The following is a 16,827-nucleotide window of genomic DNA, read 5'->3' as shown; positions in this document are numbered from 1 at the left end:
TGACCACGAGCGCCCTCCGGCGCGGACCGAGGGTCGGCCCGCTCTCCCCACCACCCAGTGATCCCCGGCCGCGGTCGGGGATCCCTCACACCCACATCGAGGACTGTTCGAGATGCCCACCGGCCAGGTCAAGTGGTTCAACGAGACGAAGGGTTTCGGCTTCCTGTCGCGTGACGACGGCGGCGACGTCTTCGTGCACACCAAGGCGCTGCCCGCCGGTGTCACCGCGCTGAAGCCGGGCCAGCGGGTCGAGTTCGGCGTCGTCGCGGGCCACCGGGGCGACCAGGCGATGGCGGTGCAGCTGCTGGACGCCCTGCCGTCGGTGGCCGCCGCGCAGCGCAAGAGCCCGGACGACATGGCCGCCCTCGTCCAGGACCTGATCACGATGATGGACGCCGTCCTGCCCGGGCTGCAGCACGGCCGCTACCCGGCGAAGCCGACCGGTCAGAAGCTCGCCGGAGTGCTGCGCGCGGTGGCCGACCAGTTCGACGTGTAGGCGAACGGCGGGCCACCCCGGGCGGGCGGCCCCACCGCGTGCGTGGTCGGGCGGGCCTCAGAAGTCGAGCGCACCCGGGTCGAGCGGGGGCACCAGCCCCTCCGCGGCGGCCCGGGTGAGCAGCGCGCGGACGGCTGCGTAGCCCTCCTCGCCGAGGTCGGCGGTGAACTCGTTGACGTACAGCGCGATGTGCTGGTCGGCGACGGCCGGGTCCATCTCCTGGGCGTGCGCCAGCACGTAGTCGCGGGAGGCCGCGGGGTCGGCCCACGCCTGCCGGACGGAGCCGCGGATCGCCGCGGTCAGCGCGTTAAGCCGCTCGGCGCCCAGCGAGCGCCGGGCCACGATCGCGCCGAGCGGGATCGGCAGGCCGGTCTCGCGCTCCCAGACCTCGCCCATGTCGGCGAGGCTGCGCAGCCCGTACTGCCCGTACGTGAAGCGGGCCTCGTGGATGACCAGGCCGGCGTCGACCCGGCCGTCCCGGACGGCGGGCATGATCTCGTGGAACGGCAGCACCACGATCCGGCCGAAGCCGCCGGGTACCGCCTTCGCGGCCCACAGCCGGAACAGCAGGTAGGCGGTGGAGCGCTCGGAGGGGACGGCGACGGTCTTGCCGGTGAGGTCCTCGGGCGTCTCCGGGCGGGTCAGCACCAGCGGGCCGCAGCCGCGGCCGAGCGCCCCGCCGCAGGGCAGCAGGGTGTACTCGTCCAGCACCCAGGGGAGCGCGCCGTAGCTGATCTTGAGGACGTCCAGCTCGCCGCGCTCGGCCAGGCCGTTGGTGACGTCGATGTCGGCGAAGGTGACCTCGGGGGCGTCCGCGCCGGGCACCCGGCCGTGCGCCCAGGCGTGGAACACGAAGGTGTCGTTCGGGCAGGGCGAGTAGGCGATGCTCAGCCGCTCAGCCACGGCCGGCCTCCTTCAGCAGTTCGGGGTACGGGAGCAGCCCGAAGGCCCGTTCCAGGGCGGCCAGCGCCTCGCCGATCCGCCAGGCGGCGCGGTCGCGGGGGCCGACGGGGTTGGAGACCGTCCGCAGTTCCAGGACGGGGAGGCCGTGCCGGGCGGCGGCCTCGGCCACGCCGAAGCCCTCCATCGCCTCGGCCGCGGCGCCGGGGTGGCGGGCGGCCAGTGCGGCGGCCCGTTCGGCGCTGCCGGTCACGGTGGAGACGGTCAGGACGGGGCCGGTCAGGACGGGGCCGGCCGGTGCCGGGTCGGCGCCGCGGCCGGCTTCCAGCGCCCGCGCGGCCAGGGCGACGGCGGCGGGCGCGGGGGTGTGCCGGACGGTGCCGAAGCCCAGGTCGGTGACGGACGCGAAGCCGTCGGGGGTCTCGGCGCCCAGGTCCGCGGCGACGATCAGGTCGGCGACCACGGTCGCGCCGACCGGCGCGTGCGGGGCGAAGCCGCCGGCGATCCCGGCGGAGACCACCAGGTCGTAGCGGTGGGCGGCCAGTGCGGCGGAGGCCGCGGCGGCGGAGGCGGCCGGGCCGACCCCGCCGGCCAGCACGTCGACGTCCACCCCGGAGGAGTGCGCGCTGCGGTGCAGCAGCCCGCCGGGCAGGGGCAGTGCGGAGGGTTCGCCGCGCAGGCCGCGCAGCACGGCGTCGGCCTCGGGCTGCACCGCCACGACGACGAGCAGCCGGGCCCGCTCGGGGCCCGACCGCTCGGTCGCGTGCCGTGCCTGCGGCTCGTGCTGCGGCGCGTGCTGGGGCGCGGTCACCGGGACCGTCAGACGCCCTTGTTGTTCAGCTTGAAGTACCAGACGCCGTAGATGTCGCCCGAGGTCTTGTCCCGCTCGATGACGGTGACCAGGGTCTCCTTGCCGGAGCTCATCACCGTGCCGGCCGAGACCGAGCCGGAGTAGGTGGAGTCCTTGCGGACCGAGGCCAGCACGGACTTGCCCTGCGGGCCGCCGTTGGTGAAGGAGTACCAGCCGCGTTCGGCCACGTCGGGGCTCACGCCGACGCCGACCTGGTCGCTCGGGGTGACGTCGAGGGTCGGCAGCTCGCCCTTGGCGATGGCGGCCTCGATGGCCTGGTCGCACGCGTCCGTGTCGATCGGGGCCTTGCCGTGGTCGGTGGAGCACAGCGGCTCCCGCTCGATGGACGAGCGGCCGACGGTGAGGGTGGCGCGGTGGTCGCTCGGGTGCTCCTGGTCGGAGGCGACGGCGATGGAGGCGCCCACCGTGGCCGCGCCGATCACGACGACGGCGCCGAGGGCGGCGATGGCACGGGTGTTGAGGCTCATGGGATGAGAATCTACCGGGCTTGCCCGATCACGCGACGCGGGGGTGCGCCACAGCGTGTTGCCCGGGCGTCACCCCCGGGCCGCCCCGGGCCGGTCGCCGATCCGCGGCGGCCCGGTCGTCGATCCGCGCCGGACGTGCCGCTACGCCACCCGGGGTGCGGCCGGGCGGTGCCGCACCCCTGTCCGGAACAGCGAGCGCAGGGTGAGCAGCAGCACCACGCCCACCACCCCGGCCGCCAGCCACAGGCCGAGCGCGCCGTCCAGCGGCAGCAGGATGCCCACCATGCCGCCCGCCACCCAGGACAGCTGCAGCACCGTCTCCGAGCGGGCGAACGCCGAGGTCCGTACGGACTCCGGGACGTCCCGCTGGATCAGCGCGTCCAGGGCCAGCTTGCCCAGCGAGGCCGCCGTCCCGGCGCTGGCGGCGACCACCAGCACCGTCACCAGGCCGTACCAGAGGGCCGCCGCGGTCGCCGCGCAGGTGGCCAGCAGCAGCATCGCGGTCACCGTCGCCTCGGAGCCGCGGGTGCGCAGCCAGGAGCCGAGCACCGAGCCCAGCGCGTTGCCGAGCCCGGCGGCCAGGGCCACCAGGCCGAGCGCCACGGTCGGCTGGAGCCCGCCGATCGGGTCCTCGCGCAGCAGGAAGGCCAGGAACATCACCAGGAAGCCGACCAGCCAGCGCAGCGCCGACATCGCCCGCAACGCCATGATCACCGAGGGGCCGACCGTCCGGAGGTTGGCCTTGGGCCGATCCGGTCGGGGCGGCGGCGGCGGGGGCGGGGCGTGGCCGGGCAGGTGCAGGCCGTGGTGCGGGTGCTCCTCGGCGTGCAGGACGGCCCGCTGCTCGCCCTTGGCGGAGTCCACCTTGTGCGGCAGGTGGAAGGCCATCAGGGTGCCGACCACGAACACCAGGAACGCCCCGCGCAGCGGCCAGCCCGGCCCGACCAGGTGCAGCAGGCCGCCCACCCCGGCGGCCACCATGGTGGCCAGCAGGCCCGCCAGGGTGACCCGGGAATTCGCCTTCACGAGTGACAGCCGGCTCGGCAGCAGCCGGGGCACCACCACGCTGCGCACCACCCCGTACGCCTTGGACGCCACCAGGACGCCCAGCGCCTCCGGATAGAGGGCGAGGCTGCCGGTGGTCACCGTGCCGGCCATCGTCCAGGCGAGGACGGCGCGGGTCAGCATCGACATCGCCATGGCGGCCCGGCGGCCGTGCGGCAGCCGGTCCAGCAGCGGGCCGATCACCGGGGCGAGCAGGGCGAACGGCGCCATGGTGATCAGCAGGTAGAGCGCGACCCGGTCGCGGGCCTCGCCGGTCGGTACCGAGAAGAAGATGGTCGACGCGAGGGCGACGGTGATCAGCATGTCGCCGAAGGAGTTCAGCGCGTGCAGCTCGATCAGCTTGGCGAGGCCGGACTCCCCGGCGCCCTCGGCGGAGGTGGCCCGGCGGATCCGGCGGCCGGTGCCGTGCACCACCTTGCCGGTGCGGGAGCCGGCGGCGGAGGCGGTGCGGACCAGGAAGTTGCGGGACGTCGATTCCTCGGCGCCGTCGTCGAGGAGGCCGTCGGATCGGTCGATTACACCGGGTCCGTCGCCCCCCTCCGGCCTGTCGCCCCCCTCCGGCCTGTCGACCCCGTCCGGTCCGCCGTGCCCGTCCGGACGCCCTCCGCCGTGTCCGTCCGGCTGCCCGCCGGGGTGCTTGACGAGGTCCACCGGGACGCCGGGCCGGCCGGTCGCGGGCGGCCCGGAACCGTCCACCGCCTGCGGTTCTTCCGCGGCCGGGACCGGGGGCTGCTGTCGCGGCGCCGCGCCCGCCTCGTCGGGGCTGCCGGCCTGCGAGGCGTGCCGTGCGTGCGACGGTTCTTCGTCCGCCACACTGCCCATCCTGCCCCAGAAACCGGAGTGCGACGCGGGATTCCGCTCTGCTCGGCGCGGTCGCGGCCGGAGTGCCCGGGGGGCCGCGCGACGACGATCCGCCGCCCCCGGACTGTGTCCGACGGCCGACCGACGGGTAGCCTGCCCACGGTCGCCCGTTGTCCCGGGGTACGTCCCCACCGGATCCGGACGGGCTCCGCTCAGCCGCCGACCCGGCCGTCACCGGACCGGGAGAGCGGCGCGGCCGGTACCCGCAGCGGCCCCGGGTCGCGCAGAATGGTCAAGGGACACCGCGCCGCGACGGACAGGCAACACGCCGTGGGCAACAGAAGAACTGGGAGAGAATCGACGCCGTGAGTGCTGCGATGCGAAGCCGTACCCCCGATCGGCTCTGTGCCGAGGCCGTCGAACTCGCCCGCCAGGCCGCGGTGGAGGCAGTCGGACCGGAGACCGTCGGCGCCCACCTCGGCGCCCAGGCGGAGGCCGACCGCGTCGTCACCCACACCTTCGAGTGCCTGGACGCGGCCTACCGCGGCTGGCACTGGGCCGTCACCGTCGCCCGGGCCGCCCGCGCCAAGAACGTCACGCTGGACGAGGTCGTGCTGCTGCCCGGCCCCGACGCCGTCCTCGCGCCGCAGTGGGTGCCGTGGAGCGAGCGGCTGCGCCCCGGCGACATGGGCCCCGGCGACCTGCTGCCCACCGACGCCGACGACCTGCGCCTGGAGCCCGGCTGGAGCGGCGAGGACGAGCCCGCGCCGAACTCCGCGGTGGCCCTGGCCGCGCAGGAGGACGTCGTGGTCACCGACCCGCACATCCAGCCGGCCCCGGCCCGCGCCCAGATCGGCGCGGTCGCCGAGGAGCTCGGCATGGGCCGCTCCCGGGTGCTCTCCCGGCTCGGCCTGCATTTGGCCGCGGACCGCTGGGAGAAGTCGCACGGCCCGCAGACCCCGATGGCGCAGGCCGCGCCCGCGTCCTGCATCAGCTGCGGGTTCCTGGTCCCGATCGGCGGCTCGCTCGGCCAGGCGTTCGGTGTGTGCGGCAATGAGTTCGGCCCGGCCGACGGCCAGATCGTCTCCTTCGCGTACGGCTGCGGCGGGCACTCCGAGGCGGCCGTCATCCCGGCCCCGCCGGCGCCGTCCGAGCTGATCCTGGACGAGCTGGTGGTCGAGCCGCTGCAGCTGCACCCGGACCGCTCCTCCGGCTCCGTCGAGCCGGATGCCCCCGCCGAGGAGCTCGGCCACTCCTGACCCGCCGCCCGAGGGCCCGCCGCACCGTCCGCGGCGGGCCCTCGGCGTTCCCGGCGACCGGCCCCCGGCGTCCCCCGCGGCGCCCGGGGCGGCCCGGCGGCCGGGGCCCGGCGCGTCGCCCCCGTGTCCGAAGCAGCCTGCGCGGCAAGGGAGAATGCCCCTCGTAGCGGACGACAGGGCGGCGGAAGGCGGCAGTTCCAGTGGAACCCCGGATCATCGGCAGCGGCACGGACGAGCACCTCGCGGACCCCTTCGACAGCGCCGGACTGCGGCGCCGGGTGCTCGACGCCTGGGCGGCCTCCCCGGCCCGCTTCCGCGAGGACGCCAACGCCGAGGAGGAGCTCGCCCTCGGCGGCTACCGCGACCGGCTGGTGGTCGAGCTGGCGCAGAACGCCGCCGACGCCGCCGCCCGGGCCGGTCGCGGCCCCGGCCGGCTGCGGCTGACGCTGGCCGACGGCGTCCTGGCCGCGGCCAACACCGGTGCGCCGCTGGACGCCGCGGCCGTCGAGTCGCTGTCCACCCTGCGCGCCTCCTCCAAGCGCGCCGACGAGCAGCCCACCGTCGGCCGGTTCGGCGTCGGCTTCGCGGCCGTCCTCGCCGTCACCGACGAACCGGCCGTGCTCGGTGCGGCCGGGGGCGTGCGCTGGTCGCTCGCCGAGGCCCGCGCCCTCGCCGAGGAGCGCGCGCAGCAGCTCGGCCACCCGGAGCTGGCCGAGGAGCTGCGCCGCCGGGACGGCCACCTCCCGCTGCTGCGGCTGCCGTTCGCGGCCGAGGGCCCGGCGCCGGACGGCTACGACACCGTGGTGGTGCTGCCGCTGCGCGACGCCGCCGCGGAGGACCTCACCCGCCGGCTGCTGGCGGGCGTCGACGACGCGCTGCTGCTCACCCTGCCCGGCCTCGCCGAGGTGGTGGTGGAGACCCCGGAGGGGGTGCGCACCCTCACCCGCAGCGCCGAGGAGCCCCGGCCGGACGGCGTCACCGTCGTCACCGTCACCGACGACGCGGACGGGCAGCCGCGGCGCACCGTCTGGCAGACCGTCGGCGCCTCCGGGGCGCTGGACGCCGTGCTGCTCGCCGACCGCCCCACCGAGGAACGCGCCCGCCCGTACTGGACGGTGACCTGGGCCGTCCCGGTGCACGCCGACGGCAGCCCGCAGGAGCCCGCCGTCGCCCCGGTGCTGCACGCCCCCACCCCCAGCGACGAGCCGCTCGGCGTGCCCGCGCTGCTGATCGCCTCGTACCCGCTGGACTCCACCCGCCGGCACGTCGCCCCCGGCCCGCTCGCCGACTTCCTCACCGAGCGGGCCGCCGACGCCTACGCCGAGCTGCTGCGCGCCCGCGGCGGCGACCTGGGCTCGCTCGGGCTCGTCCCGGCGCCGCTCGGCGGGGGCGCCCTGGACAACGCGCTGCGCGCCGCGATCCTCGGCCGACTGCCCGGCACGCCGTTCCTGCCGCACCCGGCGCCCGTCGAGGAGGGCACGCCCGCGCTGCGGCCCCGGGACGCCACGCTGCTGGAGGGCGCCGACCGCTCGGTGGTCGAGGCGCTCGCGCCGATCTTCCCCGGCCTGCTGCCGGCCGGTCTGGAGCGCCGCAGCGAACTGCGGGTGCTGAACGTGCGCCGGGTGCCGCTCGCCGAGGTGGTCGACCAGCTCGGCGGCCTCGACCGCGAGCCGGCCTGGTGGCGCAATCTGTACGCGGCGCTCGGGGCGGCCGACCCGGAGGCGCTCGGCGCGCTGCCCGTCCCGCTCGCCGACGGCCGTACGGTGACCGGGCCGCGCCGGGTGCTGCTGCCCTCGGAGGACGCCGACTGGGCCGGCTTCCCCGGCTACCCCGAGGCGCTGGCCGACGCGCTCGCGCTGCTCGACCTGCGGCTCGCCCACCCGGAGGCGGCCCACCCGCTGCTGGCCAAGCTCGGCGCCGGCACCGCCACGCCGACCGGGGTGCTGGACACCCCCGAGGTGCGGGCCGCCGTCGCCCGCTCCTACGAGGTCGCCGAGGACGACCTCGACACCGCCGCCGACCTCGCCGACGCGGTGCTGGCCCTGGTCGGGGCCGCCGCCCCGGCCGTCGGGGAGCACCCCTGGCTGGCCAGGCTCGCGCTGCTCGACGACGAGGGCGAGCCGGCCCGGGCGGGGGAGCTGATCCTGCCCGGCAGTCCGCTGGCCGCGCTGGCCCGCGAGGACGACGCCGGCTGGGTCGACGACGAGCTGCTGGAGCGCTGGGGCCCGGAGGTGCTCACCGCGGTCGGCGTGCTGGCCGACTTCGTGCTGGTCCGTGCCGAGGACGTGGTGCTCGACCCGGACGACCTGGAGCGGCTCGACCCCACCGCCCCCGCCGACCGCGCGGCCGGCGGCCGGCCGACCGGACTGATCGACGAGGCGCCGGACGGCCTCGCCGACTGGGCCGAGGACGCCCTGGAGGCCCTGCACGCGGACGACGCGGACGCGGTCGGGGTGCCGCCGGTCGCCGCCGAGCTGCTCGCGGTGCGCGACCTCGACCTGGTCGACGACGACGCCTGGCCGCAGGCGCTCGCCGCGCTGGCCCGCCCGCCGTACCGCGAGGCCGTGGTCAACCCGGTGCGCACCCTGCTGCCGGACGGCTCCTACGCCGACCTGCCGCCGTACACCGCCTGGTGGCTGCGCGACCACCCGGTGCTGGACGGCCGCGAGCCGGCCGGACTGCGCGCCGCGGGGGCCGACCCGCTGCTGCGCGGCCTCTACGACGAGGCCCGCACCGCCCTGGACGAGCAGTTCCTGCACGCGCTGGGGGTGCGCACCACGCTGGCCGCGCTGCTGTCCGAGCCGCACGGCCCGGACGAGGTGCTGGACCGCCTCACCGACCCGGCCTCCGAGGTGGGCCACCGCCAGCTGCACGGCATCCACACCGCACTGGCGGGCGTCCCGGCCGAGCGGATCGAAGCGCTGGACGTGGTGCGGGCGCTGCCCCCGCTCGACCCGGAGACCGGCCGCCGCCCCGCGCACACGGTGATCGTGGACGCCACCGAGGCGGTCGTCGCCGACGCCCCCGACCTGGTCCAGCTGCTGCACCCGTACCCGCTGCTGCCGGTCGCCCCGGCGCTCGCCGCGGAGCTGGCCGAGCGGCTGCACGTCTCGCTCGCCAGCGAGGTGGCCGGCGGCCGGGTGCTCTCCGAGGGCGCCCTGCACCGGGTGCCCGCGGTGGTGCGCGAGCTGCTGCCCGGCTGCCCGGTCGCCTACGAGGAGCACGAGGAACTGCTCGTGGTCGGGCCGGACGGCAACGAGGCCGCCGTGGACTGGCGCTGGGACACCGGCGCGCAGACCCCGGAGGCCCCGTACGACCCCGGTGCGGCCGAGGAGGCCGACGAGGACGACGAGTTCGAGCTGCCCGCGGTGCCCGGCCTGCTGCACGCCGCCACCCCGGAGGGGCTCGCGGCCGGCCTCGCCTGGTCGGTCGGCCAGTGGCACCGGCGCTTCGAGGTGCTGGCGGCGCTCACCGAGCCGGACCGCGCCTACGAGCTCTCCGCCGCCCGCGACTTCGAGGGCTGAGCGCCCCGGGGGGTCCCACCGCCGGCGTCGGCGGTGGGGCCGTGCCCGGGCCGCGCCCGGTCGTCGTCGTCCGCCCGGCGGCGCACCACGCGCCAGGTGATCTCCAGCAGGACGCCGGCGACCACGGCGATCGCCACGCCGATCCAGGGGCCGCGGGTGCCGGCCAGCGAGAGCTGGAAGAAGTCCGAGAGCCAGGGCACCACCAGCACCAGCGCGAACGCCCCGGCCATCGTGCCGATCAGCAGCAGCCGCCACCAGGAGTAGGGGCGCGCCACGATCGCCAGCACCCAGATCGCCACCAGGAACAGCGTCAGGGTGGCGACGCTGGTGTCGGCCTTGAGGTCGGTGGCGTGGTTGGCCCGGGCCAGCGCGTACGCGGTGAAGGTCGCCGTGCCGGCGATGATGCCGCCGGGGATCGCCAGCCGCAGTACGCGCTTCACGAAGCCGGGGCGGGCCCGCTCGTTGTTGGGCGCCAGGGCGAGGAAGAAGGCCGGTACGCCGATGGTGAGGGTGGAGAGCACCGTGGAGTGCCGGGGCAGGAACGGGTACGGCGAGTGCGAGAACACGACCAGCAGGGCGAGCAGCACCGAGTACACGGTCTTCACCAGGAACAGCCCGGCCACCCGCTCGATGTTGCCGATCACCCGGCGGCCCTCGGCGACCACCGACGGCAGCACCGCGAAGCTGTTGTTCAGCAGCACGATCTGGGCGACCGCCCGGGTCGCGTCGCTGCCCGAGCCCATCGCCACCCCGATGTCGGCGTCCTTCAGCGCCAGCACGTCGTTGACGCCGTCGCCGGTCATCGCCAGGGTGTGCCCGCGCGACTGCAGAGCGCCGACCAGGTCCCGCTTCTGCTGCGGGGTGACCCGCCCGAACACCGAGGTCCGCTCGGCGAGGTCGGCCAGCGGCTCGCGCTCGGCGGGCAGCGTGCGGGCGTCCACCGGGTGGTCGGCGCCGGGCAGGCCCAGGTGGGCGGCGACCGCGCCGACCGAGACCGCCGCGTCGCCGGAGATCACCTTGGCCTCGACGTCCTGGCCGGCGAAGTAGCGCAGGGTCTCGGCCGCGTCGTGGCGCAGCCGCTGCTCCAGCACCACCAGGGCGAGCGGCTGCAGCCCGGCGGCCGGGTCGGGCGAGTCCAGCGGGACGGGCGTGCGCCCGAGCAGCAGCACCCGCAGGCCCCGGGCGCCGAGCTCGTCCACCTCGGCCAGCGCCGGGTGGCCGTCCGGCAGCAGCACGTCGGGGGCGCCGAGCAGCCAGCTCGCCTCGCTGCCCTGCGGCTCCAGCAACTGCACCCCGCTCCACTTGCGGGCCGAGGAGAACGGCACCGCCTCGATCACCCGCCAGCCGCTGCCCGCGCCGTCGCCGCTGCCGTACGCGTCGATGACGGCCTGCATGGAGGGGTTGGGGCGGGCGTCGGCGCCGGCCATCACCCCGAGCGCCTGCTGCAGGACGGCAGGGTCGGAGAGCAGGTGCCGGGCGAGCGGCGCGCCGGGGCGCAGGTGCCCGTCGGTGCTCTCCGGGCCGTCCTCCTCGGGCCGGTCGGCGGCGGGCGCGATCGGGCGCAGGTCGACCACGTCCATGCCGCCCTCGGTGAGGGTGCCGGTCTTGTCCAGGCAGACGGTGTCCACCCGGGCCAGGCCCTCGATCGCGGGCAGCTCCTGCACCAGGCACTTCTTGCGGCCCAGCCGGATCACCCCGATCGCGAAGGCGACCGAGGTCAGCAGCACCAGGCCCTCGGGCACCATCGGCACGATGCCCGCCACCATCCGGCGCACCGCCTCCTGCCAGTCCCGGCCCTCCACCGCGAGCTGGCTGATGATCAGGCCGATCGCGGTGGGCACCAGCAGCCAGGTGATGAAGCGCAGGATGCTGTCGATGCCGCTGCGCAGCTCCGAGCGGACCAGGGTGAACCGGCTGGCCTCCTCGGCGAGCTGGGCGGCGTAGGCGGCCCGGCCGACCTTGGTGGCGGTGAAGGCGCCCGCCCCGGCGACCACGAAGCTGCCCGACATCACCTGGTCGCCGGGCTGCTTGAGGACGGGGTCGGGTTCGCCGGTGAGCAGCGACTCGTCGATCTCCAGGCCGTCCGCCTCGGTGACCTCGCCGTCGACGACCACCTTGTCGCCGATGCCGAGCAGCACGGTGTCGTCCAGCACGATCCGCCCGGTCGGGACCTGCTGCACGGTGCCGTCCCGGCGGACCTGCGGTCTGGCCTCGCCGATCAGCGCGAGGCCGTCGAGGGTCTTCTTGGCGCGCAGCTCCTGGACGATGCCGATCGCCGTGTTGGCGACGATGACCAGGCCGAACAGGCCGTCCTGGATCGGGCCGACGACCAGGATGATGCCGAACATCACGCCGATGATCGCGTTGAACCGGGTGAAGACGTTGGCCCGGACGATCTCCGAGGCGGAGCGGCTGGAGCGCACCGGGACGTCGTTGACGTCGCCGCGGGCGACCCGCTCCGCCACCTCGGCGGCGGTGAGTCCGCCGCGCCGTCCGGGCAGCAGCCCGAGCGGGTGGGCGCCGTCGTGGTGGTGCTCACCGGACGTCTCTTCCGCGGGGTGCGTCATGGCACCGACTCTAAGGGCGGCCCCTGTCCGGTGCGTCCCGCTGTGGGGGGATTCAGTCCGACCGGGTGGCGGGGTCCTGGCCGGCGCCGTCCGGCCCGTTGCCGCCCGCTCCACCGGGCCCCGGCGCGGGCTCCGCGGCGGCCCGGCTGCGGTTGATCGCGTCGCGGCGGGCGCGGCAGTACCAGAGGCCGATCAGGCCGAGTCCGGCGCCGGCCAGGCAGATCCACGGCCAGTTGCCGTACCCGTGGTCGTCGAGGCTGCCGCGGAAGGGCAGCAGCACCAGGAAGGCCACGAACCACAGCACCGTGCCGCCGCCGACGATGGCGACGTCGTTGGCCTCCAGGGGAGGGGGCGAGGGGTGCAGCGGGCTCTTCGGCATGGGGCCAAGCGTACGGCTCGGGTCCGCCGGGCCCGCCGTCCGGCCCGCCGCTCGCCGTGGCGGGGTGTCTACGCGCGAAGATAGCGCGTGCACGATCCGGGAATTCATACTGATGATTCCGGTTGGCCGTGCCATGCCCATGGCTTCCGTGCCGCCGGGCCCCGCCCGGCCCGCCGCCGCTCCGGGCGCCACCCCTCCTCAGCCCCCACCAGAGGACGCACGCATGCCTACGGCCCAGCCGACCGTCGAGTCGCCCGAGCCCTCCCGGACCCCGCCACCCCCCGCCGGCGGACTGGACCGCTTCTTCCGGATCAGCGAGCGGGGCTCCACCTTCGCGCGCGAGGTCCGCGGCGGTGTCGCCACCTTCTTCACCATGGCGTACATCCTGGTGCTCAACCCGATCATCCTGAGCAACGCCGTCGACATGACCGGCGCCAAGCTCGACTCCGCCCAGCTGGCCACCGCCACCGCCCTCACCGCGGGCCTCACCACCCTGCTGATGGGCGTGATCGGCAACGTCCCGATCGGCCTGGCCGCGGGCCTGGGCGTCAACACCATCGTGGCCCTCCAGCTCGCCCCCCGGATGACCTGGGCCGACGCCATGGGCATGGTGGTGCTGGCCGGCATCGCGATCATGCTGCTGGTCGCCACCGGCCTGCGCGAACGGGTCATGAGCGCGGTACCGCTCGGCCTGCGCAAGGCCATCGCGATCGGGATCGGCCTCTTCATCACCCTGGTCGGCCTGGTCGACGCCGGCTTCGTCAGCCGCATCCCGGACGCCGCGCACACCACCGTCCCGCTGCAGCTCGGCGCCAACGGCCACCTGCAGACCTGGCCGGTGCTGGTCTTCGTGCTCGGCCTGGTGCTGACCCTGGTGCTCATCGTCCGCAAGGTGCCGGGCGCCATCCTGCTCAGCATCGTCGCGATGACCGGACTCGCGCTGCTGATCCAGCAGCTCGCCGACCTGCCCGCGCAGGCCTGGGGCCTGACCGTCCCCGCCTGGCCGGACCGCCCGGTCGACCTGCCCGACTTCGGCCTGGTCGGCGAGGTCAGCCTGTTCGGCGGCTTCGGGAAGGTCGGCGTCCTCACCGGCTGCCTGTTCGTCTTCACCGTGCTGATGTCCTGCTTCTTCGACGCGATGGGCACCATCCTGGGCGTCGCCGACGAGGCGAAGCTGCTGGACGCCAAGGGCGACCTGCCGGGCATCAACAAGGTCCTCATGGTCGACGGCATCGCCACCGCCGCGGGCGGCGCCACCTCCTGCTCCGCCAACACCTGCTACGTCGAGTCCACCGCGGGCGTCGGCGAGGGCGCCCGGACGGGCTTCGCCTCGCTGGTCACCGGCGCGCTCTTCCTGGTCGCGCTGCTGCTCACCCCGCTGGCGGGCATGGTGCCCGCCCAGGCGGCCACCCCGGCCCTGGTCGCGGTCGGCTTCCTGATCCTGGCCAACTCGGTGCGCGACATCGACTGGACGGACTACACCATCGCGATCCCGGCCTTCCTCACGATCGTGATGATGCCGTTCACCTACTCCATCACCAACGGCATCGGCTTCGGCTTCATCACCTTCTGCATCCTGCGCCTGGCCGTCGGCCGGGGCCGCGAGGTGCCGCCGGCGCTGTACGCGGTGTCCGCGGTGTTCGCCTTCTACTACCTGATGCCGGCCCTCGGCCTCGGCTGACGCCCTTCGGTGCCCCTGCGGCCCCGCGCTCCGACCGGAGCGCGGGGCCGTTCGGCTTGCCGGGGGCGGTTCACTGCACGCAGAACTCGTTGCCCTCGGGGTCGGCCATCACCAGGTGGTCGGTGCCGGGCTCCTGGACGTGGCGCAGGACGGTGGCGCCGAGTTCGCGCAGCCGCTCGGCCTCGGCGTCCCGGGTGCCGGGCTCGGTGTGCAGGTCCATGTGGAGCCGGTTCTTGCCCTGCTTGGGCTCGGGGACGGCCTGGAAGAGCAGTCGGCGGCCGAGCCCGATCCCGGTGGCCCGCTCGTACGGGTCGTCGGGGTGGCGGACGGCGGCCAGGGTGCGCCAGGCGGCGTGCCCGTCGACCTCGGTGACGGCGTCGGCGGGCACCTGGTCCGCGGCGCGCAGGCGGCCGATCAGCTCGCTGTGGTCCTCGACGGTGTAGCCGAGGGCGGCGGCCCAGAAGGCGGTCTGGGCGATCGGGTCGGTGCAGTCGATGACGAGCTTCCAGTGCAGGGGCATGTAACCCTTTATAGCGGTTACGGAGATGATGGGCAATCAGCCACGCAACCTCCGGGTCGTGTAGGCCAGTTGGGCGATGGGCATACTCCTCTGACGGGAGACGAGGAGGGGGCTCGGTCGATGGTGCAACTGGATCCGCCAGGGGGAGACGAGGCGAAGCTGCTCCCGGAGCTCTTCTGGACGGCCGACAAGGCCTCGCTCGACGGCCAGCGGCGCACCCTACGCTGGTACCGGGGGCTGATCGCCATGCTGGTGCTCGCCGCCGCGATCGGCACGCTGCCGGGGCCGGACCAGAAGGGGGACGCCGACGTCACCCCGCTGTTCTCGGTCGCGGCCTTCCTGGTCGCCGGCTACTTCTGGTGGCGGCTGCGCGGCAGCAACCCGCAGGGGCGCTGGTACGAGGCGCGGGCGGCGGCCGAGTCGGTGAAGACGCTGGCCTGGAAGTACACCGTGCGGGCCCGGCCGTTCGACGGGGAGGCCGAGTCGGAGGAGGTCGACCGCGGCTACCTGCTCCAGGTCGCCGACGTCCTGCGGGCCTTCGAGGACCCGGAGATCGTGCCGCCCGGCACCGAACCGGAGATCACCCCGGAGATGCGCCGGGTGCGGGCCGGCAGCCTGACCTCCCGCCGCACGCTCTACCTGCGCACCCGGGTCGAGGGGCAGCGCACCTGGTACCGCGCCAGGGCGGACGCCTGCGACTCGCAGGCCGTCTCGTGGGGCCTCGGGATCGCCGCGCTGATCATCGTCGGCGGGGCGGCCGCGGTCGCCCAGGCGGCGGGCGCGCTGGAGGTCCACGTCTTCGGCGCCAGCTCGGCCGCGGCGGCCTCGATCATCGCCTGGACCCAGCTCAAGCAGCTGCGCCCGCTCGCCACCGCGTACCAGCTGGCGGCCCGGGAGCTGGAGAACGTCGGGAACCAGCTCACCGACCTCGATGCGAAGGCGCCGGACGCCGAGGCGCGCTGGGCGCGGCTCGCCGCCGAGGCCGAGGATGCGGTCTCCCGCGAGCACACCACCTGGGCGCGGCGGGCGTTCCCGCGCTGACCGGACGGCCCGCCCCGCGGCCGTCCGGGCCCTCCCGGACGGCGGCCGGGCGGGCTCGGCGCGCGGGGACGGCGGCCGGGTCCGCGGGGGCGGGACCGGGTCAGGCATCCAGCGGCGCTAGCCCGAACGGGTGGCCGGCCGGGTCGATCAGCACCTTGAGCATGCGGCCGTGCTGGTACTGCGGCTCGGTGGCGCCCAGGGCGAGCGCCCGGGTGGTGGCCTCGTCGAGGTCGTCGACGTAGAAGTCCAGGTGGAAGTGCTTGCTGCCGTCCGGCTCGGTCCACGGCTCGGGGTGGTAGCCCTGGACGCGGCCGAAGCCGAGCGGACTGCCGCCCTCGGGGTTGTCGAGGATGGCGAAGTGCTCGTCGACGTGCCGCGTCTCCCAGCCGAGCAGCTCACCGTAGAAGGCGGCCAGGGCGACCGGGTCGGCGCAGTCGATGGTGACCATGGCGAGCCGGGCGAAGCCGGCGCCGTTGGGCTCGGGGGCTAGGTCGGACATTTCTGGTCGGCCCTTCTGCTGAGTCGGATCATGTCCAGCATCCCGCCGCACGCCCCGCGCGGCGCGTCCGCGGGGTCGGAGGGGTTGCCGGGGCGCCCGGGGCCTCGGTTAACGATTTTCCTTAGCGAAAGTAATGACGTAGTCTAAGGACATGCCCGAGATGTCCGAGCAGGACCTCGCAGCGGTCAGTCAGCTGCGATCGTCCGCCATGCGCCTCTCCCGACGCCTGCGCCACCAGCGGGTCGAGGAGTCGCTCAGCCCCACCGAGATCGGGGTGCTGGGCACCCTCGCCCGCTGCGGCAGGGCCACCCCCGGCGAGCTCGCCCGGCGCGAGCACGTCCAGCCGCCGTCCATGACCCGGATCGTGGCCATGCTGGAGGAGAAGGGGCTGGTCCGGCGCGAGCCGCACCCGGAGGACCGCCGCCAGGTGGTCGTCAGCAGCACCGAGCAGGCCGAGGAGATCCTCGCGGAGAGCCGGAAGCGCCGGAACGCCTGGCTGGCGGAGCTGGCGCAGGGGCTCAGCGAGGAGGAGTGGGCCACCCTCAGGGAGGCCGCGCCCGTCCTCTACAAGCTCGCACATCTGTAACCACGGCACGCACGAACCACGAAGGAGTACTGCATCACCGCAGGACCCAGCACCGACACCAGGAGCGCGACGGCCCGCCCGCGGGCCCGCCCCCCCCGCCGGGGGGGCACCAGCGAAACCCCCCCCCCGCCCCCCGCCCCCCCCCGCCCCAACCACCAAACCCCCCCCCCC

14 protein-coding genes are annotated in these 16,827 nt (G+C 75.4%); 6 read left to right on the top strand and 8 right to left on the bottom strand.

Translation table 11 applies throughout. The annotated features are described in order from the left end of the window. Nucleotides 1–112 precede the first annotated feature (112 nt). On the top strand, nucleotides 113–496 hold the full coding sequence (locus ACWGB8_RS06700) for a cold-shock protein (RefSeq protein WP_452210925.1): 384 nt from the start codon (nucleotides 113–115) through the stop codon (nucleotides 494–496). Nucleotides 497–553: 57 nt separating this feature from the next. Here ACWGB8_RS06700 and ACWGB8_RS06695 read toward each other — a convergent pair whose 3' ends face one another. The 4 genes from ACWGB8_RS06695 to ACWGB8_RS06680 form a co-directional block, all read right to left on the bottom strand. Then, nucleotides 554–1,399 carry a 1,4-dihydroxy-6-naphthoate synthase gene (locus ACWGB8_RS06695; RefSeq protein ID WP_452210924.1) on the bottom strand — a complete coding sequence of 282 codons (846 nt, stop codon included), beginning with the start codon at nucleotides 1,397–1,399 and terminating at the stop codon, nucleotides 554–556. Beyond that, on the bottom strand, nucleotides 1,392–2,126 hold the full coding sequence (locus ACWGB8_RS06690; protein ID WP_452211020.1) for a futalosine hydrolase: 735 nt from the start codon (nucleotides 2,124–2,126) through the stop codon (nucleotides 1,392–1,394). The genes ACWGB8_RS06695 and ACWGB8_RS06690 overlap by 8 nt, the downstream gene beginning before the upstream one ends. Nucleotides 2,127–2,215: 89 nt before the next feature. Then, a complete protein-coding gene (locus ACWGB8_RS06685; protein WP_452210923.1) occupies nucleotides 2,216–2,734 on the bottom strand; it encodes a hypothetical protein in 519 nt (172 codons plus the stop codon). 141 nt (nucleotides 2,735–2,875) lie between these two features. Continuing rightward, the gene (locus tag ACWGB8_RS06680) at nucleotides 2,876–4,315 is read right to left on the bottom strand and encodes an MFS transporter (protein ID WP_452211018.1); all 1,440 of its coding nucleotides are present in this window, start codon (nucleotides 4,313–4,315) and stop codon (nucleotides 2,876–2,878) included. A gap of 662 nt (nucleotides 4,316–4,977) precedes the next feature. Between ACWGB8_RS06680 and ACWGB8_RS06675 the strand changes: the two genes are divergently transcribed. Both ACWGB8_RS06675 and ACWGB8_RS06670 read left to right on the top strand, forming a co-directional pair. Then, nucleotides 4,978–5,859, top strand: a complete 882-nt coding sequence (locus ACWGB8_RS06675) for a DUF3027 domain-containing protein (RefSeq protein WP_452211017.1) — start codon at nucleotides 4,978–4,980, stop codon at nucleotides 5,857–5,859. A gap of 200 nt (nucleotides 5,860–6,059) precedes the next feature. Continuing rightward, entirely contained in the window at nucleotides 6,060–9,383 is a 3,324-nt protein-coding gene (locus tag ACWGB8_RS06670; protein WP_452210921.1) for a sacsin N-terminal ATP-binding-like domain-containing protein, read from the top strand. Here the strand turns inward: ACWGB8_RS06670 and ACWGB8_RS06665 are convergent. Together ACWGB8_RS06665 and ACWGB8_RS06660 are read right to left on the bottom strand one after the other, a co-directional pair. Beyond that, the gene (locus ACWGB8_RS06665) at nucleotides 9,347–11,950 is read right to left on the bottom strand and encodes an HAD-IC family P-type ATPase (RefSeq protein ID WP_452210919.1); all 2,604 of its coding nucleotides are present in this window, start codon (nucleotides 11,948–11,950) and stop codon (nucleotides 9,347–9,349) included. The genes ACWGB8_RS06670 and ACWGB8_RS06665 overlap by 37 nt on opposite strands. Nucleotides 11,951–12,002: 52 nt before the next feature. Continuing rightward, complete coding sequence (locus ACWGB8_RS06660; protein ID WP_452210917.1) at nucleotides 12,003–12,329, bottom strand: DUF2530 domain-containing protein; 327 nt, start codon at nucleotides 12,327–12,329, stop codon at nucleotides 12,003–12,005. A gap of 223 nt (nucleotides 12,330–12,552) precedes the next feature. Here ACWGB8_RS06660 and ACWGB8_RS06655 point away from each other — a divergent pair, with 223 nt between their 5' ends. Continuing rightward, nucleotides 12,553–14,010: an NCS2 family permease gene (locus tag ACWGB8_RS06655; RefSeq protein ID WP_452210915.1), complete on the top strand. Its 1,458-nt coding sequence runs from the start codon at nucleotides 12,553–12,555 to the stop codon at nucleotides 14,008–14,010. Between the two features lie 70 nt (nucleotides 14,011–14,080). On the opposite strand, the gene ACWGB8_RS06650 is transcribed toward ACWGB8_RS06655, so the two are convergent. Continuing rightward, nucleotides 14,081–14,530, bottom strand: a complete 450-nt coding sequence (locus ACWGB8_RS06650; RefSeq protein WP_452210913.1) for a VOC family protein — start codon at nucleotides 14,528–14,530, stop codon at nucleotides 14,081–14,083. Nucleotides 14,531–14,650: 120 nt separating this feature from the next. Between ACWGB8_RS06650 and ACWGB8_RS06645 the strand changes: the two genes are divergently transcribed. Further along, complete coding sequence (locus ACWGB8_RS06645; RefSeq protein ID WP_452210911.1) at nucleotides 14,651–15,571, top strand: DUF4231 domain-containing protein; 921 nt, start codon at nucleotides 14,651–14,653, stop codon at nucleotides 15,569–15,571. A 100-nt stretch (nucleotides 15,572–15,671) separates the two neighbouring features. On the opposite strand, the gene ACWGB8_RS06640 is transcribed toward ACWGB8_RS06645, so the two are convergent. Further along, nucleotides 15,672–16,070 (bottom strand): VOC family protein, encoded by a 399-nt coding sequence (locus ACWGB8_RS06640; RefSeq protein ID WP_452210909.1) that lies wholly within the window; start codon nucleotides 16,068–16,070, stop codon nucleotides 15,672–15,674. Nucleotides 16,071–16,221: 151 nt separating this feature from the next. On the opposite strand from ACWGB8_RS06640, the gene ACWGB8_RS06635 reads away from it, so the two are divergent. Beyond that, complete coding sequence (locus ACWGB8_RS06635) at nucleotides 16,222–16,656, top strand: MarR family winged helix-turn-helix transcriptional regulator (RefSeq protein ID WP_452210907.1); 435 nt, start codon at nucleotides 16,222–16,224, stop codon at nucleotides 16,654–16,656. The last annotated feature ends 171 nt before the right edge of the window (nucleotides 16,657–16,827 follow it).

The sequence above is a fragment of the Kitasatospora sp. NPDC054939 genome (assembly GCF_053610105.1).
The sequence above is the reverse complement of the archived record's forward strand: the minus strand, read 5'-3'. Positions and strand labels throughout refer to the sequence as shown.